General features: G+C 55.0%; 22 protein-coding genes and 1 pseudogene. 11 read left to right on the plus strand and 12 right to left on the minus strand.

Annotation, left to right across the window (positions count from 1 at the left end; translation table 11 throughout):
* Positions 1 to 58: 58 nt before the first annotated feature.
* From ccoP to ccoN, 4 genes are read right to left on the minus strand one after another with little or no spacing between them, the layout of a single operon-like run.
* On the minus strand, positions 59 to 1,036 hold the full coding sequence (gene ccoP, locus BUB69_RS12155) for a cytochrome-c oxidase, cbb3-type subunit III (RefSeq protein WP_073166677.1): 978 nt from the start codon (positions 1,034 to 1,036) through the stop codon (positions 59 to 61).
* Complete coding sequence (locus tag BUB69_RS12160) at positions 1,033 to 1,215, minus strand: CcoQ/FixQ family Cbb3-type cytochrome c oxidase assembly chaperone (protein ID WP_073166779.1); 183 nt, start codon at positions 1,213 to 1,215, stop codon at positions 1,033 to 1,035. Before BUB69_RS12160 ends, ccoP begins: the two co-directional genes overlap by 4 nt.
* A 5-nt stretch (positions 1,216 to 1,220) precedes the next feature.
* Positions 1,221 to 1,829 (minus strand): cytochrome-c oxidase, cbb3-type subunit II, encoded by a 609-nt coding sequence (gene ccoO, locus BUB69_RS12165; protein ID WP_073166680.1) that lies wholly within the window; start codon positions 1,827 to 1,829, stop codon positions 1,221 to 1,223.
* The gene (ccoN, locus tag BUB69_RS12170) at positions 1,829 to 3,271 is read right to left on the minus strand and encodes a cytochrome-c oxidase, cbb3-type subunit I (RefSeq protein ID WP_073166683.1); all 1,443 of its coding nucleotides are present in this window, start codon (positions 3,269 to 3,271) and stop codon (positions 1,829 to 1,831) included. The genes ccoO and ccoN overlap by 1 nt, the downstream gene beginning before the upstream one ends.
* Positions 3,272 to 3,836: 565 nt before the next feature.
* Here ccoN and BUB69_RS12175 point away from each other — a divergent pair.
* Positions 3,837 to 4,514, plus strand: a complete 678-nt coding sequence (locus tag BUB69_RS12175) for an alpha/beta family hydrolase (RefSeq protein WP_073166687.1) — start codon at positions 3,837 to 3,839, stop codon at positions 4,512 to 4,514.
* A 1-nt stretch (position 4,515) separates the two neighbouring features.
* Here the strand turns inward: BUB69_RS12175 and BUB69_RS12180 are convergent, their stop codons facing one another.
* The 3 genes from BUB69_RS12180 to BUB69_RS12190 form a co-directional block, all read right to left on the minus strand.
* A complete protein-coding gene (locus BUB69_RS12180) occupies positions 4,516 to 4,974 on the minus strand; it encodes a hypothetical protein (RefSeq protein WP_073166690.1) in 459 nt (152 codons plus the stop codon).
* 112 nt (positions 4,975 to 5,086) lie between these two features.
* Positions 5,087 to 8,032: an Ig-like domain-containing protein gene (locus BUB69_RS29385; RefSeq protein ID WP_073166694.1), complete on the minus strand. Its 2,946-nt coding sequence runs from the start codon at positions 8,030 to 8,032 to the stop codon at positions 5,087 to 5,089.
* A gap of 51 nt (positions 8,033 to 8,083) precedes the next feature.
* A complete protein-coding gene (locus tag BUB69_RS12190; RefSeq protein WP_073166697.1) occupies positions 8,084 to 9,922 on the minus strand; it encodes a hypothetical protein in 1,839 nt (612 codons plus the stop codon).
* Between the two features lie 629 nt (positions 9,923 to 10,551).
* On the opposite strand from BUB69_RS12190, the gene BUB69_RS12195 reads away from it, so the two are divergent.
* Positions 10,552 to 12,432 (plus strand): autotransporter outer membrane beta-barrel domain-containing protein, encoded by a 1,881-nt coding sequence (locus BUB69_RS12195; RefSeq protein ID WP_084537089.1) that lies wholly within the window; start codon positions 10,552 to 10,554, stop codon positions 12,430 to 12,432.
* Positions 12,433 to 12,499: 67 nt separating this feature from the next.
* Here BUB69_RS12195 and BUB69_RS12200 read toward each other — a convergent pair whose 3' ends face one another.
* From BUB69_RS12200 to BUB69_RS29320, 3 genes are all read right to left on the minus strand, one after another.
* Positions 12,500 to 13,024: a hypothetical protein gene (locus tag BUB69_RS12200; RefSeq protein WP_073166700.1), complete on the minus strand. Its 525-nt coding sequence runs from the start codon at positions 13,022 to 13,024 to the stop codon at positions 12,500 to 12,502.
* Between the two features lie 423 nt (positions 13,025 to 13,447).
* A complete protein-coding gene (locus BUB69_RS12205; RefSeq protein ID WP_073166703.1) occupies positions 13,448 to 14,110 on the minus strand; it encodes a hypothetical protein in 663 nt (220 codons plus the stop codon).
* 552 nt (positions 14,111 to 14,662) lie between these two features.
* Positions 14,663 to 15,064, minus strand: coding sequence for an IS5 family transposase (locus tag BUB69_RS29320; RefSeq protein ID WP_073166707.1), 402 nt, complete (start codon positions 15,062 to 15,064; stop codon positions 14,663 to 14,665).
* 644 nt (positions 15,065 to 15,708) lie between these two features.
* Between BUB69_RS29320 and BUB69_RS12215 the strand changes: the two are divergent.
* Positions 15,709 to 16,059 (plus strand): annotated as a pseudogene (locus BUB69_RS12215) (IS66 family transposase); the annotation flags it as partial.
* Positions 16,060 to 16,278: 219 nt separating this feature from the next.
* Here BUB69_RS12215 and BUB69_RS12220 read toward each other — a convergent pair.
* Positions 16,279 to 17,331 carry a GlxA family transcriptional regulator gene (locus BUB69_RS12220; protein WP_245825276.1) on the minus strand — a complete coding sequence of 351 codons (1,053 nt, stop codon included), beginning with the start codon at positions 17,329 to 17,331 and terminating at the stop codon, positions 16,279 to 16,281.
* Positions 17,332 to 17,621: 290 nt separating this feature from the next.
* Between BUB69_RS12220 and BUB69_RS12225 the strand changes: the two genes are divergently transcribed.
* From BUB69_RS12225 to lpdA, 8 genes are all read left to right on the plus strand, one after another.
* Positions 17,622 to 19,493: a fatty acyl-AMP ligase gene (locus tag BUB69_RS12225; protein WP_073166710.1), complete on the plus strand. Its 1,872-nt coding sequence runs from the start codon at positions 17,622 to 17,624 to the stop codon at positions 19,491 to 19,493.
* Positions 19,490 to 20,398 carry an acyl-CoA desaturase gene (locus tag BUB69_RS12230; RefSeq protein ID WP_073166713.1) on the plus strand — a complete coding sequence of 303 codons (909 nt, stop codon included), beginning with the start codon at positions 19,490 to 19,492 and terminating at the stop codon, positions 20,396 to 20,398. Before BUB69_RS12225 ends, BUB69_RS12230 begins: the two co-directional genes overlap by 4 nt.
* 30 nt (positions 20,399 to 20,428) lie before the next feature.
* Entirely contained in the window at positions 20,429 to 21,379 is a 951-nt protein-coding gene (locus BUB69_RS12235; protein WP_073166716.1) for an acyl-CoA desaturase, read from the plus strand.
* A 165-nt stretch (positions 21,380 to 21,544) separates the two neighbouring features.
* Complete coding sequence (locus tag BUB69_RS12240; protein ID WP_245825277.1) at positions 21,545 to 21,757, plus strand: acyl carrier protein; 213 nt, start codon at positions 21,545 to 21,547, stop codon at positions 21,755 to 21,757.
* 18 nt (positions 21,758 to 21,775) lie between these two features.
* Positions 21,776 to 23,755, plus strand: a complete 1,980-nt coding sequence (locus BUB69_RS12245; RefSeq protein ID WP_073166718.1) for an alpha/beta fold hydrolase — start codon at positions 21,776 to 21,778, stop codon at positions 23,753 to 23,755.
* Positions 23,752 to 23,991 (plus strand): rubredoxin, encoded by a 240-nt coding sequence (locus BUB69_RS12250; RefSeq protein ID WP_425439362.1) that lies wholly within the window; start codon positions 23,752 to 23,754, stop codon positions 23,989 to 23,991. Before BUB69_RS12245 ends, BUB69_RS12250 begins: the two co-directional genes overlap by 4 nt.
* 37 nt (positions 23,992 to 24,028) lie before the next feature.
* Complete coding sequence (locus tag BUB69_RS12255) at positions 24,029 to 24,955, plus strand: alpha/beta hydrolase (RefSeq protein ID WP_175561708.1); 927 nt, start codon at positions 24,029 to 24,031, stop codon at positions 24,953 to 24,955.
* A complete protein-coding gene (gene lpdA, locus BUB69_RS12260) occupies positions 24,952 to 26,406 on the plus strand; it encodes a dihydrolipoyl dehydrogenase (protein WP_073166722.1) in 1,455 nt (484 codons plus the stop codon). The genes BUB69_RS12255 and lpdA overlap by 4 nt, the downstream gene beginning before the upstream one ends.
* A gap of 149 nt (positions 26,407 to 26,555) precedes the next feature.
* On the opposite strand, the gene BUB69_RS12265 is transcribed toward lpdA, so the two are convergent.
* Positions 26,556 to 26,729, minus strand: a 174-nt coding sequence (locus BUB69_RS12265; protein ID WP_141121852.1) for a transposase, incomplete at its 5' end; no start/stop codon positions are given.

The raw sequence follows: 26,729 nt of genomic DNA on the forward strand, positions 1-26,729 counted from the left end.
GTCCAGCAGCGAAAGTATTCAACGGGCCGCCGTCGAGCCGCTTGCTGACAATGCGCGGTCATTGAGAGGCCGCCGGTTTTTCCTGACGCGACAGGCTGTACACATACGCCGCCAGAATATGCACGCGGTCATCGCCCTGCGTCGCTTGCTGCGCCGGCATCTGCCCTTGACGGCCATAACGGATGGTCTGCTGAAGCTGGGCAAAACTCGATCCGTAGATAAAGCCGCCAGGCTGTGTCAGGTCTGGAGCCCCGAGCACCGCCAGGCCTTTGCCTTCTGCCCCGTGGCAAGCGATGCAACTGGTGGCATAAAGCTTTTGCCCGGCAACCGGATCAGCCTTGGCCCCTTCAGGCAGGGCTCGATCGTTCATGAGCGTCATGACGTATGCCGAGACGTCGCGCACGCCTTGCTCGCCCAACACCTCGCCCCAGGCGGGCATTATCGCGTGACGGCCGTTCAGGATGGAGGTCTTGATGGATTCTGTGTCGCCACCCCAACGCCAGTTCGCGTCGGTCAGGTTCGGAAAGCCATAGGCGCCTTTCGCATCCGAGCCATGACAGACCGAGCAGTTGGAGGCGAACAGCCGCGCACCCATACCCAACGCTTTGGGATCCTTGGCGACTTCCTCGATGGGCATGGCGGCGTATTTGGCAAACAACGGCCCGAAACGGGCTTCGGCACTTGCCACTTCCTTTTCCCATTCATGAACACCGGTCCAGCCTTGCCTGCCGTCAGCAAATTCACGCTTTTTGTCCGTGTCCAGATAGGTGTAGCCAGGCAGCAGGCCTTGCCAGTTACCCAATCCCGGGTACAGCACCAGATAACCCACAGCGAACACAATGGTGCCTATGAACAGCTTGAACCACCACGCAGGCAGGGGATTGTCGTATTCCTCGATGCCATCGAAGGTGTGGCCCATGGTCTCGTTGGTCTGATCCTTGCGCTCGCCTTTGCGCGTCGCCATCAGCAACCAGATCAGTGCGACCAGCGTGCCCAGCGTCAGTGCCGTGACATACAGGCTCCAGAAGGTACTCATCGCTTGTCGCTCCTGGACGGCTCGACCTTGCTGATGGCCTCTGGATCATCGGCAAAAGGCAACAACGTTGCGTCGTCGAACTCAGCCTTGCGCTTCGGGCTGAACACCCATAACGTCAGGCCAATGAACGCCACCATCACCACCAGTGTGCCGAGGCCTCGAATCGTTCCGATGTCCATATCGTTCACCGTTTGCTCTTGATGAGGGTACCGAGGCCTTGCAGGTACGCGACCAGCGCGTCCATTTCGGTCTTGCCTTGTACGGCCGCGGCGGCGCCGGCGATGTCTGCATCGGTGTAGGGCGTACCCAGCGTTCGCAGCACTTCAAGCTTTTTGGCGGTGTCCTTGCCGTCGAGTATCTTTTCGACCAGAAACGGGTAAGCCGGCATTTTTGATTCAGGCACGACATCGCGCGGGTTATACAGGTGCGCGCGATGCCAGTCGTCCGAGTAGCGACCACCAACCCGTGCCAGATCAGGCCCGGTACGTTTCGAACCCCACAGAAACGGATGATCCCAGACGCTTTCGCCTGCGACCGAGTAATGGCCGTAGCGCTCGGTTTCAGCACGAAACGGGCGGATCATCTGTGAGTGGCAACCCACGCAGCCGTTGGCGATGTAGACGTCACGGCCTTCCACCTCCAGCGCGGTACGCGGCTTCATGCCTTCGATGGGCTGGTTGGTCACGTCCTGAAAGAACAGCGGTACGATCTGCGTCAGGCCGCCGATACTGACGGCAATCACCATGAAAAAGGCCAGCAGACCGATGTTTTTTTCCAGCACTTCATGTTTCATCAGTGCGCCCCCGCAACGGTGATGCGGGCCGCCGCCGCTGCGTCTTCAGGGCTGGACGCACGCACGGTGCGCCACACGTTGTACGCCATCAACAGCATGCCGCTGGTGAAGATCGCACCGCCAATGGCGCGCACGACATAGCCCGGATGGCTGGCCTGCATGGCTTCGACGAAGGAGTAGGTGAGGGTGCCGTCGTTGTTGATCGCGCGCCACATCAGGCCTTGGGTCAGGCCGTTGACCCACATGGAGGTGATGTACAGCACGGTGCCGATGGTTGCCAGCCAGAAATGCGCGTTGATCAGGCCGATGCTGTGCATGTGCGGACGCCCGAAAACCTTGGGGATCAGGTGGTAGGTCGCGCCGATGGTGATCATCGCCACCCAGCCCAGTGCGCCGGAATGCACGTGACCGATGGTCCAGTCGGTGTAGTGCGACAGTGAGTTGACGGTCTTGATGGCCATCATCGGCCCTTCGAACGTCGACATGCCGTAGAACGCCAGCGAGACCACCAGAAAGCGCAGAATCGGGTCGGTCCGTAACTTATGCCACGCGCCGGACAGGGTCATCATGCCGTTGATCATGCCGCCCCAGCTCGGGGCCAGCAGGATGATCGACATGACCATGCCCAGCGACTGTGCCCAGTCGGGCAGCGCGGTGTAATGCAGGTGGTGCGGGCCCGCCCAGATGTACAGGGTGATCAAGGCCCAGAAATGCACAATGGACAGGCGATACGAGTAAATCGGGCGTTCGGCCTGTTTGGGCACGAAGTAATACATCATCCCCAGAAAGCCTGTCGTCAGGAAAAAGCCGACCGCGTTGTGCCCGTACCACCATTGAATCATCGCGTCGGTGGCACCCGCGTAGGCCGAGTAGGATTTGAACAGGCTGACCGGCAGGGCGATGTGGTTGACCACGTGGAGCATCCCGGTTACGACGATAAATGCGCCGTAGAACCAGTTGGCGACATAAATATGGCGGGTCTTGCGTCGCACGATGGTGCCGAAAAACACCGCGCCGTAGGCGATCCACACGATGGCCAGCAGGATTGCGATGGGCCATTCGAGTTCTGCGTATTCCTTGGTGGTGGTGTAGCCCATGGGCAACGAGACGATGGCGCTGACGATGACCGCTTGCCAGCCCCAGAACGTGAAGGCTGCCAGGCGGTCGGAAATCAGCCGGGTCTGGCAGGTGCGCTGGACCACATAATAAGAGGTACCGAACAGCGCGCAGCCGCCGAAGGCAAAGATCACCAGGTTGGTGTGCAAGGGACGCAGGCGTCCGAACGTCGTCCATTCCAGGTCGAAGTTCAGCTCGGGCCAGACCAGTTGCGAGGCGATGAACACACCCAGTGCCATGCCAACGATGCCCCAGACCACGGTCATGATGGCAAACTGGCGAACCACCTTGTAGTTGTAGGCCGTTGGGCTGATTGCTGCGCTCATTACACACTTCCAGGGTTCAGATTTACAGGCGCATTCGAAGCCGGGCATCGTCGCAGGACAGCGCCAGGGCAGACCGAAAGGGCGGGGCAAGTGGAGCAGGCAAGGCGCTCTGGAACAGGGTGTTCGCCGCAGACCGCCGTCGGCAAGCTTAACTTTGAAAGATGAGTGTGGGAAGTCGATGAGTAAAAGTTGTCCGCGTGGTCAAAAAAAGTCCGCACCCCATTGCAAGGAGCGGACTTCATGCGGCGTTAACAGTACAGCCTGTCCCGATGCAGGAGTTGATCAGGACTCCAAGGGAAAGCTGCGCACGCCTGCGGTCGATGATTGCCTGTGTCATTGCCCAGCAAATTGGCCTGAGCAGGCGAATGACCTGGCAACCAAACCGCCATGCTTCACTGCCATGCGATCAGGGTGTCACGAGTAAACCGCCCGGTTGCGTGGTGTTGGGGCGTTCAGGGTCCTGGCACCTGTAAATGCATGGCATGGATACGTTACGCCGCTGCGGCTGAACGGTTGCTGTCGGGTATAGTTCCGGCCATCGAAGACCCATCAAAAGGAAGCACGCATGACTCATGACGCAGCACAGGCTCAGTGCGCACAGCTGGCGCAGAGCCATGGTTGGCTGTGGACGGCCGGGCAGCGAGATACGACGCAGGAACCCGTCACGCTGGTGCTGGCGCACGGGGCCGGAGCACCCATGGACAGCGATTTCATGAACCGTATGGCCGCGCACCTCGCAGCGCTGGGCGTGAACGTCATGCGTTTCGAGTTTCCCTACATGGCCCAGCGACGTGATGGCGGCAGCAAACGTCCACCCAATCAGCAGGCACAGTTGCTTGATTGCTGGCGCAAGGTGTGTGAACAGCTAAGACCGCATGTAGAGGGGCGTCTGGCCATTGGCGGCAAGTCCATGGGCGGCCGGATGGCCAGTCTGATAGCCGATCAGTCGAAGGTCGATGCACTGGTGTGTCTGGGCTATCCGTTCTATGCCGTGGGCAAACCGGAAAAGCCGCGTGTGGCGCATCTGGCCGATCTGCAGACCCGAACCCTGATCGTTCAGGGTGAGCGTGACGCGTTGGGTGATCGCAAGGCGGTTGAGGGGTATGAGTTGTCCGGCGCCATTGACCTGCACTGGCTGGCGACGGCCAATCACGACCTTAAGCCGCTCAAGGCCTCGGGTGCCACCCACGAGCAATACCTGGTCGAATCCGCTCAGGCGATTGCCGCATTCCTGCGTGCCTGAATCATTTGCACTGCACATCGAAGGTACCCTCCGTGACCTCGAATGCCATGGCCGAGATGGCAAAGCTGAAATGACCTTTCAGACGCATTGTGTGGGGGTTGGCTTCGATCAGCGTGAGCACGCCGGTCTGAAAGTGCCCCGAGTGATAGATAACGCTCTGCCAGTGAGGCGTCTCGTTGTAGATCACCTTGATTCGGTTATGACCGATCAGGTTATGGCTGCCCAACCGCAAATCATGGTCAAAGAACAGGCCGATACTGGTGCGCTTTCTGCCGACCTTGCCATCAGCAATCACCTTCCAGATCCAGTGATCGGGAGCGTGGGACAACTCGGGACGTTTGGTCAGCCGACCCACGAGTGACGACAGGACAAAGGGCTTCTGGTTGACGCTCGCCGCAAAGGTCCCTTCGCTGGAAGGAGGGCGGACGAAGCGTTTGGCGGGAATGACGGTGCGGCGCATGGGCTGGCTCTTGAAGCAGGATGGCGGTAAACCTGTGCGCAGACATGAAAGGAGGGCGCTACGTCTTCACGTAACGCCCCTGGGGTTTCCTGGCTAACGCTTCAGCGATGGCTTAGCGGATGGCGATGCCAAGACTGGCATTGTGGTGCAACAATTTGAAGTCTGCGCCTGTGACCAGATTTTTCACGAAGTACCACTTCCAGCCCAGCAGATTCACCGCCGCAACGGTCGAGGACCAGTAGTTGCCTTTGCCCAGCGGCCAGCGGTTGCGGTAGGCGGCATAGATCTCGTTGAGTTCCTGAATGGACGGAATCCTTGCGTTCTTGGCATGCGCGGCGCTGTTCATTTGCGCCAGACTGCCACTGCCCAGCCCAAGGCAATGGATAACGCCTGTGACGGTGACCTCATAGCTTTTGGTCGAGCCCAGTGCGTCGGTCACCGAGATGGTTGCCGACCCGTTGCCCCGGACCGTCGTCAGACCATTACCGTCCACTTTCGCCACCAACGGATTGCTCGTTGCGTAGCGGTAAGGCGCCTGTCCACCCGAGGCCTGGCGTTGAACGCTGGTCCCGGCTGGAAATGCCGGCAGAAAATCCGGCATGCTCGGAATCAGATAGACCTTGCCTGCCAGTTTGACGGGCGAGGTGCCGAAGCTCAGTTCCTTCTTGACCGTGAGCCACAGCGGAACCGATTTCTTCGCTGTGCCTGCTCGCGTCACCGTATAGGTGATGCTGGCAGAGCCGCCTTCCACCGCAAGGATCAGGGCCTTGGACACAGTGAAATGAAGCTCGCTGGAGTTTCCAGCCTGTGCCGGTGTGTCATAACTGGTGCGGCCGCGCCAGTTGAGCACCACGCTGTCGGCATTGTTCATGCCTGGGTAGCTGACCCGGACCGTTGCCCCGGAATCTGGAATCAGCGAAGGCGTCACGACCCCGTCCCCTCCCACCGAGTCCATACGCGGCGCGGGGAGTTCAGTCAGTCCGTCGAGCACTTTCAAGGTCAGTGTCCCGGAAGTCTGGACCAGACCGTTGGCGCGGTTGACGGTATAGGACACTTGCACGACCTGTCCGGCATTGGCGACGACCAGCGCGGCGGCAAACACCGTCTCCAGCGGCTTGCCCGCTTCACTGCCGACGATGGTCTTTTCTTTGGTGTCGCTGCCCTTGGGACCTTTCCATTGCACCGTGACTCGATCACCGGCTTTGAAGCCGGCACTGGCGGCGATGACCGCAGTTGCGCCGTGAGGGGCGTTGACCGGGTTGAGGGTGTCGCCGGTGGCTTCTTTGATGGTGGGGGTGGGGACATCCGGGACGTTCGTTTCGCGGACACTGATCAGCAGCTTCGCTGACTGAGCAGTCCGATTGCCTTGCTTTACTTCGTACCAGGCTTCAATGATGCCGTCGATGTTGGCATCAACATAGCGCTTGGGAACCCTGAAGATAACTTCACGATTGATCGTGCCGCTGTTGATCACCGTGTAGGTACTGTAGGTTCCGTCCGTCGCGCGTCCATCCCAATGCACGATAACTTTGTCACCTTCTACCATTGGCTGGTAAGGCTGGATGCGGACAGTCGCTTCAAGCACGACGTTAGCTGGATCCAGAATGCCGTCGGCTCCGACACGATCAACCAGAGGTGCAGGCAGCGGCGTACGGTTGTCGACATCTACGAGCAATTGCAGCACAGGGGATTTGAAAAATGCTTTTGTGTAAGTCTTAACGGTGTAATAGACCTCCAGCGAGCCACCTGCGAGAACACTGACCTTTTCATCCGGAATCAGGAATCCAATCGTTTTGTTAACGTCGTCCTGATTAAGGTTCTTCAACTCGTCGTGCATCACGGTTTCGCCACTTGGCGTTCTACCCATCAAGACGAGCGTGACGTCGTTGCCATCCGCCATGAAGTGGTAAGGCGGCACTTCGGCGATAACATTGCGCAGTGAAGGGTCCAGCAGGCCGTTGACGGCTGCGGGCACGCGAGGTGGTTCAAGTTGCTGAGCCTGTCCGAGGATGGTCAACGGCAGGCTTTTGGAGCGCAGAAGCTCACCGGATGCCTTGGTGACCGTATATTTCAGACGCGCTCGGCCCTGTGCGATCGGTTGAAACTGTTCATTTTCGATCAGAAACTCGATGAAACTACCAGGGGTTTGTACCACCTTGGTAGCGACATAAGGTTCGAGCGAAATGCCTTCTGCCGTACTACGTTCCACCACGAAACGAATGGTGTCACCCGTAACGATGTTCGGGTTGGAAAGCACCAGAGCCTGTACATCTCCCCCCGCGAGCTTGTCGAGATCGAGCTCCATATTGGGGGCTTGTGGCGCAATAGGAGCGGGCAGGCTCGAGAGACCGATTTCCACCTCGGTATGGGCGGGGAGTGAAAACCTCGACCAATTATTGACGACGTCGCGGATCTCGTAACGCACGATAATGTTTTCAGAATCCCCCGCTTCAGTAATGACTTCCTTGCGGATATCGACGTTGACAGCTCTATTTAACTGCGCATTGGTCAACGGCGGACATTCGACTTCAATGCCGTGCCAGTAAACGGCAATGACATCGCCCTCACTCATGTTTTCGTAGGGAGGAACAATGACCGACACGTTTTCCGGGGTGGTGATGATACCCGCCGGGTTGATGAGCAACGGTTCCAGTTTTTCGTTTTCGTAAGGCGTCGCAGGATCGGGATCCCGCCCGCCGGGGATGTCCAGTTTTACGATAACTTTCTGGACGGGTGAATGTTCCTGGATTTCAGACGGAAAGCGGGTGTAGGCATACCTGACGTCCGTGAGCCCGGATTTGATCCATCGGGTGTTGACATAAAGCGAAAACAGACCATTGGTATTGGGTGCGTCGGGCGAATGAGTGTAGCTATCGATGACGTCATCATTTGCGCCCCAAAAAAGGTCAAGCCGATCACGTTGGTTCATGTCGATAGGCCCGATGATAACTTCGAGCGGTTTTGACGGGTCGGCGACGTCCACATCACCCACACCTTGAACGTTGTGGCTGAGAACGACAGGACCCGGGAGCGGTTTGAGAGCGTGAAGTGTGTTCATTGATTCTTCCTTGATTATAAAGTGGGCGAGGCAAGCCTCGCCCTTTGGGGATTAAACGGAGCTTGGCCTGCCAGTGCGCATATCGATCAATGCGCCACCACGCTTCGAGTTGCCTTGGCCTTTATCGCCTTTGACCTGGAAACTGGCCTCGACATGGCCGTAATAGTGTTCATCCAGCGTGTCGCGGGGAACAGTCAGGTGAAAGCCGTTCTCAACATGGGTTTGGGTAAGAGGCTCTGACAGGTAAGTCCATTCAAGCACTTTGTTGCCACCTACCAGGCTGTCGTAACCTTCATACAAAAATGTAATGGTTTGGCCGATTTCAATATTGTCATAGGGTTCAATGAAGACGGGAGCACCGTTGGCGCCGTTGATAGCATTGATTGCTCCATTGACATTCAAATCGGTGAATACGGGAGCGTTCGGTCCTTGAACGCCGCCTGGCAGTTCTTCTTTGGATCGTACAACGATGCGTTGATCAGCAGAAATAGACATGTTGGGATTTCCTGTGGCGTTGAGGGTGTAGTGGACTTTAATGTCGTCACCGGTACCCACCGGTTTGAACTTGCTGTTCAGCGCTGTGAGCAACAATGGGCGGCCTGTGACAACGTCGGAGTTGGTAATGGTATAAGGTTGGTCGAGTACTTCCTGATCACCCCAGAACACGGTAATGGTTTGCAGGGCTTTGAAGTCGGTATTCCAGTCAATCAGCACGGTGGCATTTAATTCAAAGTCATTTTCATCAATGACATTGTCTTCATTGCTTGGCGTGCTGCTGCTGCCTCTCACAGTAGGTTTGTTCAGCGGTGAGGGCACAGGCAGTTCAATATTGACATCCACCATCAGGTTGTCGGAGACGCCGGCGACCTGTCCGTTTCGGATGACTTCATACTTGAGTTGACGGGTACCGTTTTGCGCCGTCTCGATCGTGAGGAACTGGACATTGAAAACAAGCACGAACGGCTCATTCAGGTCGTCTGTTGCAACGGGTTCAGGCCCAAGTTTTTCCGAACCCCAATGGAGGAGTATCTGGTCACCCTCAACGACAGTGCTGGAGCCGGGAATAAGGACTTCTACGCCGGCTTTCGCGTCTTTGTAATCAATAACACCGTCAAAATCTTCAATAACGGGCGCTGGCAGGCCAGGAACGACCTCGGTCAGAAACAGCGGGATGGTGACTTTTTTCGAGTCAGCAGAAACGTTACCTGCTCGATCCGTCACGGTGTAATAGGTAGCGCCTGCTGGGCTTTTCAGATCGATGAGAAAGTTTTTTGAGAACGGGACTTCAATAGGCTTTTCTTCATCCTCATCACCGCTCAACTCAACTTCCGGACCGGGCACTGTGCCCCAGTACGTCTTGATCAGATCGCCTCGCTTTAAGCCTGAATAACCAAAAATACTGCCTGTCAGGGTGTCGCCCATCAGGCGCAGTTCTTCCAGGGTAAGGCCATCCTTTGCCTCATCCGGGAACGCCATGTAACCCAGTTGATACGCGCCGGGTGGGGTTCTGTCCACGATGATGGGAACGGCTGGGGAGGTAATTTCATCCAATCCAGGGAACGTGATTAATCGATATTGAACCTGATACATTCCGTCCGTTTTGAGGGCCACATCAACGGGAATGGTCAGGTTAAGTGTTGTGCCTGGGGAGGGGATGACGGACAGTGTTTGTTCATCGCCAACTGACAAGCCGTTCAGCAAGAGACTATATTTGTCGCCTAAGGCTGGTAAGTCCCAAAGCGGGAACTCTACGGTAACGTCAGACGCCAGATCGACTGTTTTGATCAGGCCGTCAACGTCATCTGCAAGGGGGACGACGGGGGGCAAAAGAGTAATGGGACCTTGCTTTTTGGGGCGGTAAGCGAGGTAGCGTAGGTGCTTGTTAAACATGTAATTCTCTTCTGTGTATGAGGGATTAATAAGTATTAATACTGGCAGAGAGGCAGGTATGTCTTTATGCCGTGAGATAGAAGATGCGCTATCTGAGTACGGAAGTAATAGAGGTTTTAATGGTGTGTCAATAGGTTGCGAGTGCCTTTTATGGTATTTATTTTTGGCTGATAGTCTTTAAGAAGCGTCTGTAAGAGTTTTCTTTGTTGGATAAGGAAAAGGATTACATTTTTACGTTTGAAGTTTGGCCTTCGTTACGTTCAGTGTTTGTAAGCTCTTGGTGTATTTACTGCCTGGAGTTATCTATTGTGAAGATTGTTTTTGATGGTTTGCGTGTGTCAGTCGGTGTGGCAGGAGTGGCGTTATCTCAATTGGTGTGCGCTGATTCCGTATTGTCGGGAGGTCAGGTGGCACGAGTCCCGGAGGTGCCGATCATTTATATTAATAGTGGGGGGCTGGTCTACATCGCTGGCGCCAGTGCGCCGGCTCAGTACAAGGTGAGTAATGGTTCTACTGTTGTATCCAATGGTGCGAGGATAGACAGTCTTTTTGCCGAAGATTCACATGTCGTGTTGAAGCCTGGAACCACGTTCAAGAACAAGCTGCAGGTGTATCACGGAAGTCTGAATATGTCCGACTCCAAAACCGAGGGCGCTATCGTTCTGGATCGAGTCAAGGACGCTACCATCAATAACGTCGATGCCTCTTTCAGCACGGCGCTCAGCGTGATTGCGAGCAAGGTGTCTGTTAAGGACTCCACGCTTGTCGGCACTCAACAAGATAGAAAGGCAGCTTGGGGGATTGGCGTATATGGAGGTGATGCAGAAGTGATAAACAGCCATGTGACAGGTGATGGGAACGCGGCCAATATGACCCATACGTTCAGTCGCGACGGCGGAGGGTTCATTGAAGGCCGCCTGAAAGTGGATCACTCGGTTCTCGAGGCGCTGGACGGCGCAACGATTCGGGTTGAAGGCCGAGACGGCATCACTCATTTGGCTGATATAGACGTTTTCAACGACTCCATAATGCTGTCCGGTAACGGGAATCTTCTCGAAAGCTTTAAGCTCAGCACGTCGAACTTTAGAGTGGATGACAGCACCCTCTATGGCAATCTGCTCGCCGATGACACCAGTACCCTCAACGTCACCCTGCAAAACTACGCCAGCCTCACTGGCGACATCATCAACGGCAACACCCTGGCCGTGACCTCCGGTGGCCACTGGCAGATGGTCGGTGATAACGCGATCAAGTCGCTGTCCATGGACGGCGGGCGCGTTAGCTTCTCGAAGCAAGGGTTTCACACGTTGTCGCTGAACGAGTTGTCGGGGCAGGGCAGTTTTGCCATGCGGGTGGATCTGGACAACGGCGTCGGCGACCTGCTGGCTGTCAACGGTCAGGCCAGCGGGCAGTTCGGGTTGCGGGTGCGTAACACTGGACTGGAAGTGGTTTCTCCCGACATGGAACCGCTGAGAGTCGTGCATACCGAAGGCGGCGATGCGCAGTTCAACCTGATCGGCGGCCGCGTGGACCTGGGGGCTTTTTCCTACCAATTGAAGCAGCAAGGCAACGACTGGTTCATCACGGGTGAGGACAAGGCGATCAGCCCGTCCACGCAAGTTGCGTTGGCGCTGTTCAGCGCCGCACCCGTTGTCTGGACAAGTGAGCTTTCGACGCTGCGCACGCGTATGGGCGAAATCCGCGGCAGCGGTCAGGGCGGCAGCTGGATGCGCGCTTATGGCAGTCGTGTGAACGCTACGACGGGCGACGGCGTGAATTACCAGCAGCAGTTGAGCGGTCTGTCGCTGGGCGCGGATGCGCCGGTCGAGGTCAGTAGCGGTCAGTTGCTGTTCGGCGTGCTGGGCGGTTACAGCAAGTCCGACCTGAACGTGAGTCATGGCACGTCGGGGAAGATCGACAGCTACTATGCGGGCGCTTACGGCACCTGGTTGTCGGACGACGGCTATTACCTGGATGGGGTGCTCAAGCTTAACCGCTTCCGCAGCAAGGCGAAGGTGGCGATGAGTGATGCCACTCAGGCCAAGGGCGACTACAGCAACAGTGCCATGGGCGGCTGGGTGGAGTTCGGTCGGCACATCAAACTGGCGGACGATTATTTCCTCGAGCCCTTCGCGCAATTGTCCAGCGTGGTTGTTCAGGGTAACGACTACCGCATGGACAATGGTCTGAAGGCGAAGAGCGATCGTACGCACTCGCTGTTGGGCAAGGTCGGCACATCGGCCGGACGTAACATTGCGCTCAAGGATGGTGGCGTGGTGCAGCCTTACGTGCGCGTTGCGGTGGCGCAGGAGTTCTCGCGCAGCAACGACGTGAGCGTCAATGACACGACGTTCGACAACAGCCTGTTCGGCTCGCGAGCAGAGCTGGGTGCCGGTGTATCGGTGTCCCTGTCCGAGCGCCTGCAGGTGCATGCGGACTTCGATTACATGAAAGGCAAGCATATCGAGCAACCCTGGGGGGCCAATGTCGGGCTGCGTCTGGCGTTTTAACGCGTAAAGCGCAGCATGTTTCATCCAGTTTGAGGCCCCCGGCGATCACTCGCCGGGGGCTTTTCAATCAGTTTTCAGGGTATCGGCGAGTGACCCAGCGTTTGCGTTGTCGCTGCCGGTCGGTCACCGGAAGTGCATGGTTGACGGTGACCTTGAGGACAGGCGAAGTGCCCAGCAGGTGTTGCCCCCTGTAGACCTCGTAGTACAGATCAACCAGTCCGTAATGAATAAATGGCAGGAAATTGTAGGAAACGCACAGCACGCGCACGATGCTGTTTGCCCCTACGCGGTGATAAACCTTGGTCACTGATGAGTTCTTACCCCAGTAGAAGTGAATGACGTCATCCTCACACAGCCTTATTGAGCCCGGAATGTGAACCGATATGCCCGCGAACGCCTGTTCCTGAGTAATGGCATCCGGGTTTACGTTGGGCAATATGGGTGCTTTTAGCGTCTCCGAGATATCAGAGGGTGGAACGAGGGTGAGATGCGGCCTTTTATCGAAGTAATGGGTTGCAGCTTCTTCGATTAACGGTGCGGTGTTTTTCGGCTGGTCGCCAGACGTTATTGTTTTCGAGTCATCTTCACTCATTGTGATCCCTTGTCTTCCATATGATTGTGTTTTGTAAGGTGTGGCGTGCAATGACGCGTTGTCGTTGCAGGGATATTACAAGTCAATCCATTGTTAATATCAAGTCATGGGCAACTGTCGAAGTATGTTGCCTGGGTGTCCTCATAGTGTTACATCTTGTGTCGGGCTGGAGTTTTTAGTTGCGGCGCGGAGCCCCGTATTTGCAGGGTGAAACTAGTTATCTGGATTTTTCCTATGTTTCAAGGCTTTGATTTGATGTAGGACGCTTACTACAGTCATTTCTGAAAATCAGGTAAAAATCGTGTGATCAGCCTTATCCCACTCCTGCGTAGGACATTTCATTCGAAGTTCTCATTCAAATCGCTCACGCGTTTGCGTGAGCGACTGCGAAGGTTGTATTCAAATGAGTGTTTTTTTGCAGGTTCAGCGTTGCATGGACAGTTCGACGAGTTGCGCCATGATCGAAACGTTGCCGGCCCGGTCGGTGACCTGATAGCTGAACGTGATGTGTTCGCTGTCCAGGTCGGTCAGAAAATCACGATGGAAAGCGATCTGCACCGGCCGGTCGCTCAGGTCCTCGGGGGTGACGACATGAGCGGGGCCTTCGAGGCCGTTGCAGAGTGTCTGGATGCGGTCACCGGGCTGCATGTCTGCATAGCCGGGGATAGCGCCTTTGAGGACGTCACCGAAGTTGATCTGCGGGAAGATGATCGGGGCGAGCAGGGTTGCGCCGGGGGCTGTGCGGTCTATTCGGATGGTGGTCTGATGAGAAGGTTGAGAGGCTAAACCCGGATATCGAGCTACCCTGTAGCTAACGAGGTAAATCCCGTCGCTACCCAGGTCTTCAGCCGAAATGTACGTCAATATATCTGTATTTCCCACATGGGTTTTATTGGGAATGGCTTGAAGGAATTTTATCGATTCTCCGAGGATGATTAGCTCAAGTGAGTCTCTGCTATTTAGTGGGGGGTCGATATTGATGTTCACTTCTATCGCTGATGTTAAATCCTCTAGTTTAATAAGGCCGTCATGCTCGGCTACGAGAATGGTTGGTGCAGCAAGGTAGGTAGAATGAAGTGTGTTCATTTGTTGCTCCGGTTAATGGGCAGAGCGTGTCTCTGTCTGATGGCTAACTTTTGGGAGTACATGGTCGCTCCTACGGGTGATGTGGTGCGTATTAGTTAAAAAGTACGTAATCGGAAGTGGGGGCTAATGTCAACTGATATGGCAGGTTTTAAGAGGATTAGTAACGCTCGGGAAATTACCTACGTTATGCGCGGACAGGGCTGTAGGATGGTCGTTTGATTTTGAAGGAGATTAACTTTCGGCAATAAACAAGTCCCGGCAAATCCTGGGCTCTGTACGAAAAGTACTGTCTCAAATACCGATGCGCCCGGTGATGTTGCGCTGCCGGTACTTGGGGCGATCAACCAGTCTCGGTAATCCCGGCTTGGGTTTGCGCTTCATCGTGAGTAGGTAGTGGGATCACCGGCTGCATCCGGGGGCGGCCCCGCAAAATCGGAATGTAAGCGTTATCCAGCAGCGGTTGCGCATAGGGGATGTCGCTGGCTTGCCCAGCTCACGGTAGAACGTTCAGCGGTACGCCATTGGCGTCGCCCAGTATATGGATCTTCGTCGTCAGGCCGCCCTGGCTTCGACCGAGGGCGTGGTCTTGCGGTTCTTCAGGCCCCCTTTTTTCCCAGCACCAGAAGAGGCCCGGGTTGCGCGTACCGCCGTGGAGTCAATCATCCAGGTCTCCAGATCAATTAACCCTTGCTCGTTCAGCTTGATGTGGAGCCGCTTGAGCATCTGGTCGAACGTCCCGCGATTGCGCCAGTCACGAAAGCGTTGATAAACCGTTGACCATGGGCCGAAGCGTTCGGGCATGTCGCGCCAGGCAGCACCCGAGCAGAGCACCCAGAGCACACCGTTGAGCATCAGCCGATCATCTGCCCGTGGGCGTCCGTTACGGCGGGGTTCACTGAAGATGTCTGCAACCAAATCCCAGGCTGCGTCGGGGAGTTCGTACCGTTTGGCCATCGTGGGCTCCTGCCGTTGATGGACGCGGACTTTACTGACTCCCGACGCTTGCTGGGTTCAAATGAGTTTCAGATGATTTCGTACAGAGCCTAGAAATTCGTGGGTCTGCAGCACCGAACGGGTCCTTTCATGGGGCATCGTCATATTTACCTCAATGGCCTCCGGCCCTGTGTGATTCCGATCACGGCTGCTACATGCTAGCGCGTTTGTTTAGGAGCGCCAGGTTTGGCCTGTAATGGGTGCTCAGTGGCAAAGGTATCAGGGAGACTTCTACCAGCAAGCGCTGAGCTCTGTACCCGCTCGAACGCTTCGACTCCGGCATCGTCGAAAAAGCTTCTATATTTCGGCGATCGTTGAACCCTTCTTAGCTTCGCGATCGCCGCTGCTTTGACATCGATCTGATATTCACGAACCATAATTTTCGCCCCTGTATCCCTCGCAGCACGAAAAGTGCGTCGCCACTCTGCGCCACTGCAGGCCGATATTCACCATAAATTGCAGAGCTCATCAACGTCTATATGGATAAACGCTGGTGCCTATGAGTTCGGCAGCCTGCAAGCACAATGAGCTATGGCACCGCCCATGATGGGGAGTGCTACGAACTGCACCTGCGCGGGTGGTGCTTTCTCTAAATGCTAGCCTATCTCAGCCATGCACGCCGAAAGTTCTTCGACCTGCACGCGACCAATAAGAGCCAGATCGCCGAAAAAGCGCTGCACTACATCGCGGTTTTGTATAAAGTTGAACGAGAGACACGGGAGCTGGAACCGGGTGTCCGGCAGCGAATACGGCAGGAAAAAGCAGCGCCGATCATCGACGCACTTCATACCTGGATGATCTCCCAGCGGCAGCTTGTGCCTGAGGGCTCGGCCATTGCCATAGCCTTGGATTACAGCATCAAACGCTGGATAGCGCTGACGCGCTATCTCTATGACGGTGCTGTGCCCATAGATAACAACTGGTGCGAGAATCAAATCCGGCCGTGGGCACTTGGGGTACTTTAATCTAAGTCAAGGCCATTTCGTTGTTAGTTGCGACAGTTTTAATTGTCAAAGGCATGCGTCCTAACTTTCGTTTTGGACGGCCGCGACAATTTTTCTTTTTCTACATTAAGGAGGCAGGCCGCGAAATACGCGACCCCGTTGCGACAGTTTTAATTTTCTAAATTCAGCCAGGCATATTTCAGCATACTTGAAGACTTGTTCGGAGATTCCCTAAACCACAGGAGGGCCAGACCTGGCCTTGCGCAGCTGACTTGGGGTACACCCCATGTTCTTCCACATCAGACGTCGCAGCGCCGTTGAATCGGAATAACCCACCTTCAAGGCGACCATTTCAATGCTTAAGTTAGTCGTTTCTAACAAGCTTTGGACATGCTGTAAACGAACTTTCTGAACAAAAGCCATAGGTGATTTTCCCGTAGCATGGCGTATTCGTCTAGACAAGGTTTTCTCGGTTACGTTCAGATGTTCGGCTATGACGCTTAAGGGTGGAACATTGGGCAAGCAATTCTCGATAAATTTCTCCAGCATTAATACTTCGCGGCTTTCTGTTTTTAAATTGGAGAGAGCCATGTAGTGATACTGGGCAGGTCTACCGTCTACCAGCAAATATTGCATTGTCAAACTGGCGATCGTATTTCCCATCTTGATACGCAATATATAGAGCATTAAGTCCATCTGTGACATTCCAGCGCCTGCAGTAACGATATTTCCGTCATGTATAAGCATGCGTTTTGTATCGAGGATGGATTTGGGGTAACGCGCTTTGAATTGGTCGTACAGTTGCCAGTGTGTGGTAACTGTACGACCTTCCAGAATTTCGGCATCACCCAATACGAAAACCGCGGAACAGGATGCTGCTGTCTGCTGCCCTCTCAGATCATGCTGGCGGACTAGTTTACCGAGCTTGCTGATGTCATGGTGCCCGAGCCGATTGATAAGCTCCGTGGCTAAAGAATGTCCTGGGCCCCGTGGGCTTTTATCAGTGCGGCAGCCAAATAAATTCACTTCCTGAGCATTTTCCAGGCCCAGACCCGGTATGACCAGCGTGCTGTCTTCAATTGCCTTCACCTTGCTCAGCGGCAGAGCTTCTAATCGCATGCCGTTTCTCATCTGCACCGATTCACTGCTACCGATGATTTTCCACGTGATGGTGGGCCGCCCCATGACTTCGGCGATCTGGTTCGCCGTGCGTAGCACGTCAAGACTAATCGCGACACTTGAGCCCATAGCACCTTCCAGCACGATAAGCGTGATCACATCCATGTCCATTTTTTCCTTGTAATTGTCCATTAGCACATTAGCAATAAACACATGTTGCCGGTAGGCTTTCTGTCACGCACAGCGCTCAATTTTTCGACGTGTTGGGTTCGCTCCGCTGCATATCATACTAAACGACGCTGCACAAATAATTTAATCTCCGAAGAATTAGTCCTGTCGCGAAAGTGCTTCTTAAGGAATCAAGATGCCTTGAATGATAGTGATAAAATAGTTAGCTCGGCGAATTATGGCTTTTTTAGGCCAAGGCTAGCTTCTGCATTTAAAATGGATTTTGAATGAACTATCTTGAACCTCGTAACTATCTATCTGTTGCCCATCAAAACTTACTAACTGCTCAAGTAGATGATTATTTTTCGCCACTCGGCGCCGTTGCCATCCCCCCTTTCAGCTCGATTGCCGAAGTACTGGCTTTTCGCGCTTGGCGGCAACCTAATGCAATCGCCTTTATTAAACTAGTAGATGGCGAATGTGACGAAGTTTCGATCAGCTATATTGAACTCTGGAAGTGTAGCTATCAATTAGCCAGTGCGCTGCAAGCATACGAGCCTCGGGGCAAAAGAGTCCTGATGTTGTTTGAAGCTGGCTTTGACTACATTGTTTCACTTTTCGGTGTGTTTCTCGCCGGTGCAGTTGCGGTCCCTGCATTTCCGCCCGTGGGGACTAGAGGGCTGGAACGACTGGCGCTGATCTGTGGTGATGCCCATCCGCAAATTGTGCTTACCAGCTCGCGTTTCATTCGCAGCGAGGATCGGGTCAATGCCTTGCTGTGCAGCGGCTTGCCCAAACCACAATGGGTGGATCTGGAGCAACTGGTCACTGAAGCCCCCTACCGGCCTGTGCCGAACATAGCGGCCGGCCAGTTGGCTTTGCTCCAGTACACCTCAGGTTCGACTTCAGCGCCCAAAGGCGTCATGTTGACACACGCCAACCTCTGCAGTAATTGCCGCAGCGCCAGTCTATGGATGGGTGACGCCAAGGATCGTATAGGGTGCAGTTGGCTGCCTCCGTATCACGACATGGGCCTTATGGGCGGGATATTGCAACCGATTCATGATGGTTTTCTAACCATACTCATTACCCCCGCGCATTTTGTGCAACGACCTTTACGCTGGCTGGAAGCTGTGTCTCGGTATAAGGTCGCGGTCACCATCGCGCCCAATTTCGCTTTCGATTTTTGTGTTGACAAGATCACTGATGCCGAGCTTGCAACAATCGACTTGAGCAGCCTCAAAGCAGTTTATTGCGGCGCAGAGCCGATACGGCCATCCACATTGGCACATTTCTCCGAACGCTTCGCCACGGCGGGTTTCAACCCAGCGGCTCTGGGGCCTTGCTATGGGCTGGCCGAAGCGACGGTGCTTGTGTCTGGCAAACCCCATGACCAAGCAATGTTCAGCACGCAAGTAAACCGAGACCGACTCGCCAGCGGCTCGCTGGTCATTGCAGACCCAGATGATGTCTCGGCGCTGAAGATTGTCAGCAGCGGTCGAGTGGCGCCAGGTCTTCGCATCGAAATTGTCGATCCGGCCAGCCAGCTACCGGTGTCTGACGGCCAGATCGGAGAGATCTGGGTTCAAGGTGGGAGCATAGGCTCAGGTTACTGGGGTAAAGAAGAACTGAGCGAACAGGTATTTCGTGCAAGGTTGCCGGATATCGAAGGATACTTCATGCGCACCGGCGATCTAGGGGCGCTTTACAGAGACGAGCTATTCGTCACCGGTCGACTCAAGGACCTGATCATTATTTCCGGGCGCAACCTCTATCCCCAAGATATGGAGCTGGCTGTAGAGCGCGCTGACTCATGCATCCGCAGCAATGGCTGTGTGGCATTTGGCCTGGATGACGGCAAGCAGGAACAACTAGCGATCGTCGTTGAGATCAAACGCAGTGAAAAGCTGGATGAAATCCAGCAAGAACAACTGCGGCAGTTGATAACCGCCACTCTAGTCAGCCACTTCGGTGTGGCCCCTGCCCGAATCCATCTGAGCCCCATTGGAGGTGTTCCACTGACCACCAGCGGGAAGGTTCAGCGTCAGGCCACCCGGAGTGCCCTGCTTGATGGAACGTTGGCATGCTACGGAGCGAGCCGTGTCGCATCGAATACCTCGGCAGAGCTTGCCGAGCCAACTGCAGACGTCTTGTCATGACAGGCGTAAATTCGCCTATCGACCGTACAGGCCAACGCGAACGTCAATTAGCTTGGCTGACTGTCGGTGTTCCGGCGGTGGGCACAATCTTCGCTCTGGTTCTGGCTTGGTATCAAGGCATAGGCTGGTTGGAGTTCACAGCGCTGGTGAGCATGTATTTGCTGACTGCCTTAGGTGTAGAGGTCGGCATGCACCGGTTTTTTTCGCATCATGCGTTCAAGGCCGGTCCGCGCGTCACCGCGTTTTTTGGGATAGTCGGCTCAATGGCGGCCCAAGGGCCCATCCTGTTCTGGGCAGCCACACATCGCCAACATCACGCGTTTACAGATGGTGAAGGTGACCCGCATTCGCCGCGTCCCCTGAAGGAGGGCTTGGTAGGCAATATTCAGGGCTGGTGGCACGCGCACCTTGGCTGGCTCTTCAGTCTTAGAAAGCAGAACTGGAGCCAGTTCGTTCCTGACCTGCTCAGGGACCGCCTAGTAATGCAGATCAACCAGCGCTATTACTGGTGGATCATTTTAGGTCTGCTTATTCCCAGCGTGGTTTGCGGACTGCTCACCCAAAGCTTGGGAGGTGCTATCAGTGGCCTGCTGTGGGGCGGTTTCGTGCGGATTTTTCTGGTGGACCACGCCACTTGGTGTATCAACTCCTTAGCTCACAGGGTCGGCGGCCGCGACTATGAGACCCGCGACACCAGTCGCAACGTTTTCTGGCTGGCCATTCCGACAGTAGGTGGCGGCTGGCACAACAACCACCACGCCTTTCCGGCACTGGCCCACGCAGGTTTAAAACCTTGGCAACTGGATATCGGCGGAATGTTCATTGAGCTACTCGCGATGTACGGACTTGTCTGGGATGTAAAGCGGCCTAGCTCGCCAGTGGCTGCAGAATCTACAGAACGCTAATTGCCGGAACGATCTATAAGGAAGCTATTCATGGAAGAAATAGTCCCAACCAGAGCTACGTCCGAAATAGGCGGCGTCGCTCGGCTAAGTCCAGCGGCTGCTAAAACCAAGGCACGAGTCGCGTTAGCGGTAATGTTGGTGCCTCTACTCGGCGCCTTCGAGGCAATCCGTTTGTGGATCACGGACTATGCTCATTCTCTGGATTTTATCCTCTTCGGTGTGCTCTATGCGGTCCAGATGTTTGGGGTCTCGATGGGTTATCACCGCTACCTTGCTCATCGTGCTTTCAAGACCTCACGTGTGATGAGCAGTCTGATGCTGATCGCCGGCTCCATGGCGGCGCAGGGACCTATCCTCTTTTGGGTCACTACCCATCGCCGGCATCACGCCTATAGCGACCAGCACGGTGACCCGCATTCTCCCAATCTCATGGGTCAGGACCGCTGGTCGAGGGCCAAGGGACTTTGGCATGCGCATATGCCTTGGATGATCGCGCCAGACATGTCCAGCTGGAATTATTTCGCGCCTGACATTCTTAGGGACCGTCGATTATTTTTCTACAACCAGACCTACCTTATGTGGGTGGCATTGGGCGTTGCCCTACCTGCAGCGATCGGCGGCTTGGCGACCCAGAGTTGGTCTGGTGCCTGGAGCGGGCTTATCTTCGGCGGTTTAGCGCGGATCTTCGTCGCCAATCAAGCGGCTTGGTGTGTGGGCTCCATCTGCCACCGCTATGGCCGCCGGCCATTCGTGACGCACGACCAGAGCACAAACAACTGGCTTATCGCGATCCTTACCTTCGGTGAGGGCTTGCAAAACAATCACCATGCTTTTCCTGCTTGGTACCGGCATGGCGTGCACTGGTGGGAACCCGATTTATCGGGTTGGACATTGGCATTAATGGGCAAACTGGGACTGGTTTCTGACCTGCGCTCACCGTCTCATGGAATGATCGATAAGGTTCGCAAACGTCAGGCCTAGTCCTGAAAAGCGTGGTCCGGCAGTAGTGAAACTAACACAGCTAATTAAGGAAGATTCTATGTCCAATTTCATTTCCAATTTACTGAACACCTTAAGTTTTTCGGAAAAAAACAGACCACAGTTGAAATTAATGAAGAAAGCATCAAGCAATGGCTTGTACTGAAAATGAGTGTTTTATTGAAGATCGAGCCATCGGAGGTCGACTGCGCCCGCAGTTTCGAGTCCTATGGACTTGACTCGCTAGTGGCGGTGAACGTGGCGGGTGACCTCGAAAAGTTTATGGAGCAACGCCTTTCCCCGGCATTGCTTTTCGAATATTGCAGCATTAACGATCTTTCCAAATATCTGGCCAATGAACTGACCACATCCGAAGTTTAACTTTGCAGGAGCTTGGCCATGGCCTTTGTACAAATGCCCACGCAAAAAACGGATAAGTTCGACCACCTGATGCAGCGCTCACAATCGCTGGAAGGTGTACGCCTAACCGATGCAATCCCAAAGCACCTGTTCCAGCCTCGGATAGGCCGTGGGCTGCTCAGCTTCGTGGTCAGCTACATGCTGTACATCGTGGCTACGGTGGCCGTCGCTCACGTGCACTGGATGTTCTACGTACCGCTATGGTTGATTGCAGGTCTGGGCGGATGGGGCTTGTTCTGCGTCGCCCACGATTGCGGACACAACTCGTTTTCCCGTAATCGCACCTTTAACCATATTCTAGGGCATATCGCCTTGCTGCCGTTGCTGTACCCCTTCCATGGCTGGCGTCACATGCACAACATGCATCATGCTAACACCAACAATTTGGAAATGGACGTCGATTGGCGTCCGGTACTGCGTGTGCAATACGACGCCATGCCCTGGTGGGACAAGCTGGTCTACAAGAGCACCCGTAGTTGGTTATTCTGGCTGGGCACAGTCAATTATCAACGTCACTCTGGCTTCCGTCCATCGATGTTTCCTAAGCTGGAGGCTCGTAACGAAGTTCGCCGTTCTATCCTGTTCACTGTCTTAGCAGCATTGATCGGCTTGCCCACACTAGTGTACTTCACCGGTTTCGTAGGGCTTTTTCTATATTTCGTCGCTCCATGGCTGGCGATCCACGCCTGGTTCAGCTTGACCACTATGATGCATCACATCAGTGATGATACCCCGTTCCTAACCACAGAGAACTGGAGCTTCAACAGCAGCCGCTTGTTGCTGACCACTGACTATATGTATCCCAAATGGCTGCTGTTTCTCACCCACTACATCTCGGTACACACCGCTCACCATGTGGCGCCGATCATTCCACACTACAATCTGCCCGAAGCCCAGGCGGCGCTAAAGACGGCCTTTCCAGGTATGGTTCGAGAAAAAACCATGACTGTGCAAGATGTCTGGAACGTGGCGCGTCATTGTCATCTTTACGATCCAGTCAACGGCTTTTATGAATCTTTCGACCAGTCCGTCCGTACTGCCGCGGACATCAGAAAGCCAAGGGCAAGAACAGCCGACAAACTGCGAACCATGAAGCAAACACTGTTGCGCACCTACATTGGACTCTTGGGAGCGATCTCGGTGAACACAGCAGGCTCCAAAGCCGCAGATTTGTTCGGCTACACTCGCGAGCATATCAAACAGCCTGACAAGAAAAGGAGCCCACTGGGCGCCCATAGCTTCCATATCAAAGGTAACCAAGGCGCTACCCAGGGCTATCAATGGGGCTCGGGTGATCAGACCATTCTACTAGTCCATGGCTGGGGAGCTGACAGTCGCAGCCTCTACTCGTTCACGCGCACCCTACAACGTCAAGGATTCAAGGTCGCGGCCTTCGATGCTCCCGCTCATGGTGTATCGCCGGGCTCCCTTAGCACCATGACTGAGTTCAAGGATGCGGTAAAAGCGGCGATCGTTTCGTTGGGCAGCGTTGCTGGAATCGTGGCACATTCTCTGGGCGGTATTGCTGCCACCGGGGCGCTCGCCGAACTAAGCCACAGCCATAGGATCAAGGCCCTTTGCCTGCTGGGTGCACCCGCCAACCTGCCGGTGGTGATCGAACGATGGGCCAATGGCTATCTGAAACTTACACCGGAAATAGTCCAGGCCATGCACCGCGAACTGTGGAAGCGCAACGGCGTACCTGTCCAGCACTGGGATATTCCGGCCCTGAGCAGCGCCCTGCAACTCCCGACGCTAATACTGCATGACCTGACCGATCCGATAGTGCCGTTTTGTGAGGCGCAACAGATCGTTAAGAACATGCCGTGGGCAAAACTGGCATCGGTGTCCGGGCTTGGTCATGTACGAATTCTATCCAACAATGAGGTGCTGGAGCAGGTTGCGCAGTTCTTCGTCGTCAATATCAAGGTTGCCGAAGCGGCGCGGGTCAGCGCATGAAAACGACGGAAGCCCCCTTTAATGATGGTCAACCGCCTATGACTGCCTATGCTGAGAGCGCTGCGGCCGAATCCGGCGTGTGGATGTGCCTAATCTGCGGCTGGATCTACAACCAACAGCTTGGCGACCCCGACTCCGGAGTGCCTCCGGGAACAGCTTGGGACGACGTCAGCGACGACTGGACCTGTCCGGAATGCGGCGTCAGCAAGCTGGACTTCAACATGGTGAGGCTGTGAACCGAGACTTGATCTCAGCAGTCAATGAGGACAGAAGATGATAACCCGCGAGCAACCTGCTCCGCCCCGCAAGGGACGGCGTGCAAGCTTCAAAAAAATGCTTTTCAAGGGCGTTTATCATGGGGTTCTGGGAGCGATACGTTGCAGTTTCCGGATCGAGTCGCGACTTCTCCCTCAACGTGCCGCAAGGCGCGCGCTAAAAATGTTCACCACACCACAGCGACTGCGCCAGAATTTTCCGCAGTCGCTGTCAGACGCCACAGTGGTTGACTTAGAAACCGAGGAAGGTCAGCTGCGATGCTACCGCTGGACCCCGAAGCAGGTATGCCGGAAGGTGCTGCTGGTGCATGGTTGGAATGGTGCCAGCGCCCAATGGCAGTTCCTGATTCCATTGCTGCTGGATGAAAACTGTGAAGTCCTGTCTTTCGATTGCATTGGTCACGGCGGCAGCGGAGGTCAACAGGCTTCGTTGCCTACCTTCGTGAGCATGCTCGATCAAGTTCAAAAGCAATTGGGACCTTACGATACAGTCATCGGTCACTCGTTGGGGGGGGCCGCTGTGGGGTATGCCTTGAGCACCCAGATCGGAAGCGGGTTTCAGCGGGCTGTACTATTGGCCGCGCCAGCCGACATCGAAAACGTGGTCCGGCGCTTCGCGATGTTTCTCTGGATCAACGACGACGTAATGAAACGCATGCAGTTTCTAGTAGAACAACGCTATCAGAAAGAAATGTCTAGCCTGGCAGTTAATCAATATGGTCACAACGTGAATATTCCTGTCCTACTGATACATGACCAGCAGGACACCGAGGTTCCCTCGGATGATCTGCAATTCTTCGCTCAGCGACTGCGCCGCCGACAAGTCCTACAAACCAGCGGACTGGGTCATCTGAAAATTCTAAAGGACGGTACCACTATGAGAGCAGTGGTCGATTTTGTCTGCACAAAGGAGAGTAAAGTATGAGTGAAAATTACGATCTGATCGTAATTGGGGCGGGACCCGGTGGTTATGTCGCTGCGATCCGGGCTGCGCAACTGGGACTGAAGACGGCCTGCATTGAGCGCTACCAGGGCAAGGATGGGAAAACTGCACTTGGCGGTACTTGTCTCAACGTAGGCTGCATCCCCTCCAAGGCATTGCTCGACAGCTCTCAGCATTACTACGAGGCACGTAACGGCTTTAAGGTGCACGGTATCGGTATTCAGAATCTGCAAATTAATGTGCCGGTAATGTTGACGCGCAAGGACACCGTCGTGCGCAATTTCAACGGCGGCATTGCCTCATTGTTCAAAGCCAACGGCGTGACCTTGTTTGAAGGACATGGAAAATTACTGGCTAACAGGGCGGTAGAAGTTACCAGTGCAGATGGCAGCATCCAAAGTATAAGTGCCGCTAACATCATCCTAGCGCCCGGTTCAAGACCAATCGACATTCCTGCGGCGCCGCTTACTGGAGACTTGATTGTCGACTCCACTGGAGCTCTGGAGTTCACTCATGTCCCGAAACGCCTTGGGGTGATCGGCGCCGGGGTCATTGGTCTAGAACTGGGTTCGGTCTGGGCCCGACTGGGTGCTGAAGTAATAGTGCTGGAGGCACTCGACAGTTTTCTTCCTGCAGTAGATGCGCATATCGCTAGAGAAGCGCTGAAGACCCTAGGCAGCCAAGGCTTAGATATCCGTCTGGGAGCTCGCGTCACCAACTGCGAGGCGCTGGGTGAAAGCGTAACGGTCAATTTCCGTGAAGCTGGAGTGGACAGGCAGGAGCTTTTTGATCGACTGATTGTCGCGGTTGGGCGCCGCCCTCTAACGTCTGATCTGCTGGCCGCTGACAGCGGCGTGGAACTGGATGAGCGTGGCTTTATCCATGTCGATGAAAAGTGCCGTACCACTGTCCCGGGGGTGTTCGCCATAGGCGACGTGGTACGCGGTCCGATGCTCGCGCACAAAGCCTCGGAAGAAGGCGTGATGGTCGCTGAGAGCCTTGCTGGTCATCAGCACCCGCTGGATTACGACCTAATACCGTCAGTAATTTACACCCATCCAGAGATCGCCTGGGTAGGTGAGACTGAACAGGTACTCAAAGCTAAAGGCGTTGAGGTGAACATCGGTACCTTTCCCTTTTCCGCGAGCAGTCGGGCTATTGCGGCCAACGATACAGCAGGGGTAGTCAAGGTTATTGCCGATGCACGTACCGACCGGGTGCTCGGGGTCCATGTGATCGGCCCAGGTGCTGCGGAATTGGTCCAGGAAGGAGCTATCGGCATGGCGTTTGGCACTAGTGCCGAAGACCTAGGCATGATGATTTTCTCTCACCCAACCCTGTCCGAAGCACTACATGAAGCAGCCTTGGCGGTGAATGGCCACGCGATTCATATCGGTAACCGCAAGAGGAGGCCGGTTTCGAGCGCCACATAACTATTGCCCAAGCCTCTTTCACTAAGGATGCTCCGATCAACTTGCCGCGCGTCAGCGGCAAGTCGAAAATGCACTCGGCAAACAGCGCTATTCGCTGAAAATGGCCTGGTGCAGCCTGCGTTGAGGGCATTTTCGCCCGGTTTCCCGTGTTAAACGCGCAACTCACCCATACCCATCAGCTGTTTTCGAGCCATCCACAGATTCGACAGGGCGAACAGCGTGGTCAGCTGAGCTGTGTTTTTCACCAGCCCACGAAAGCGCACTTTCACGTAGCCAAACTGACGCTTGATTACGCGAAACGGATGCTCGACCTTGGCCCGTGT

The sequence above is a fragment of the Pseudomonas asturiensis genome (assembly GCF_900143095.1).
Taxonomy (GTDB): domain Bacteria; phylum Pseudomonadota; class Gammaproteobacteria; order Pseudomonadales; family Pseudomonadaceae; genus Aquipseudomonas; species Aquipseudomonas asturiensis.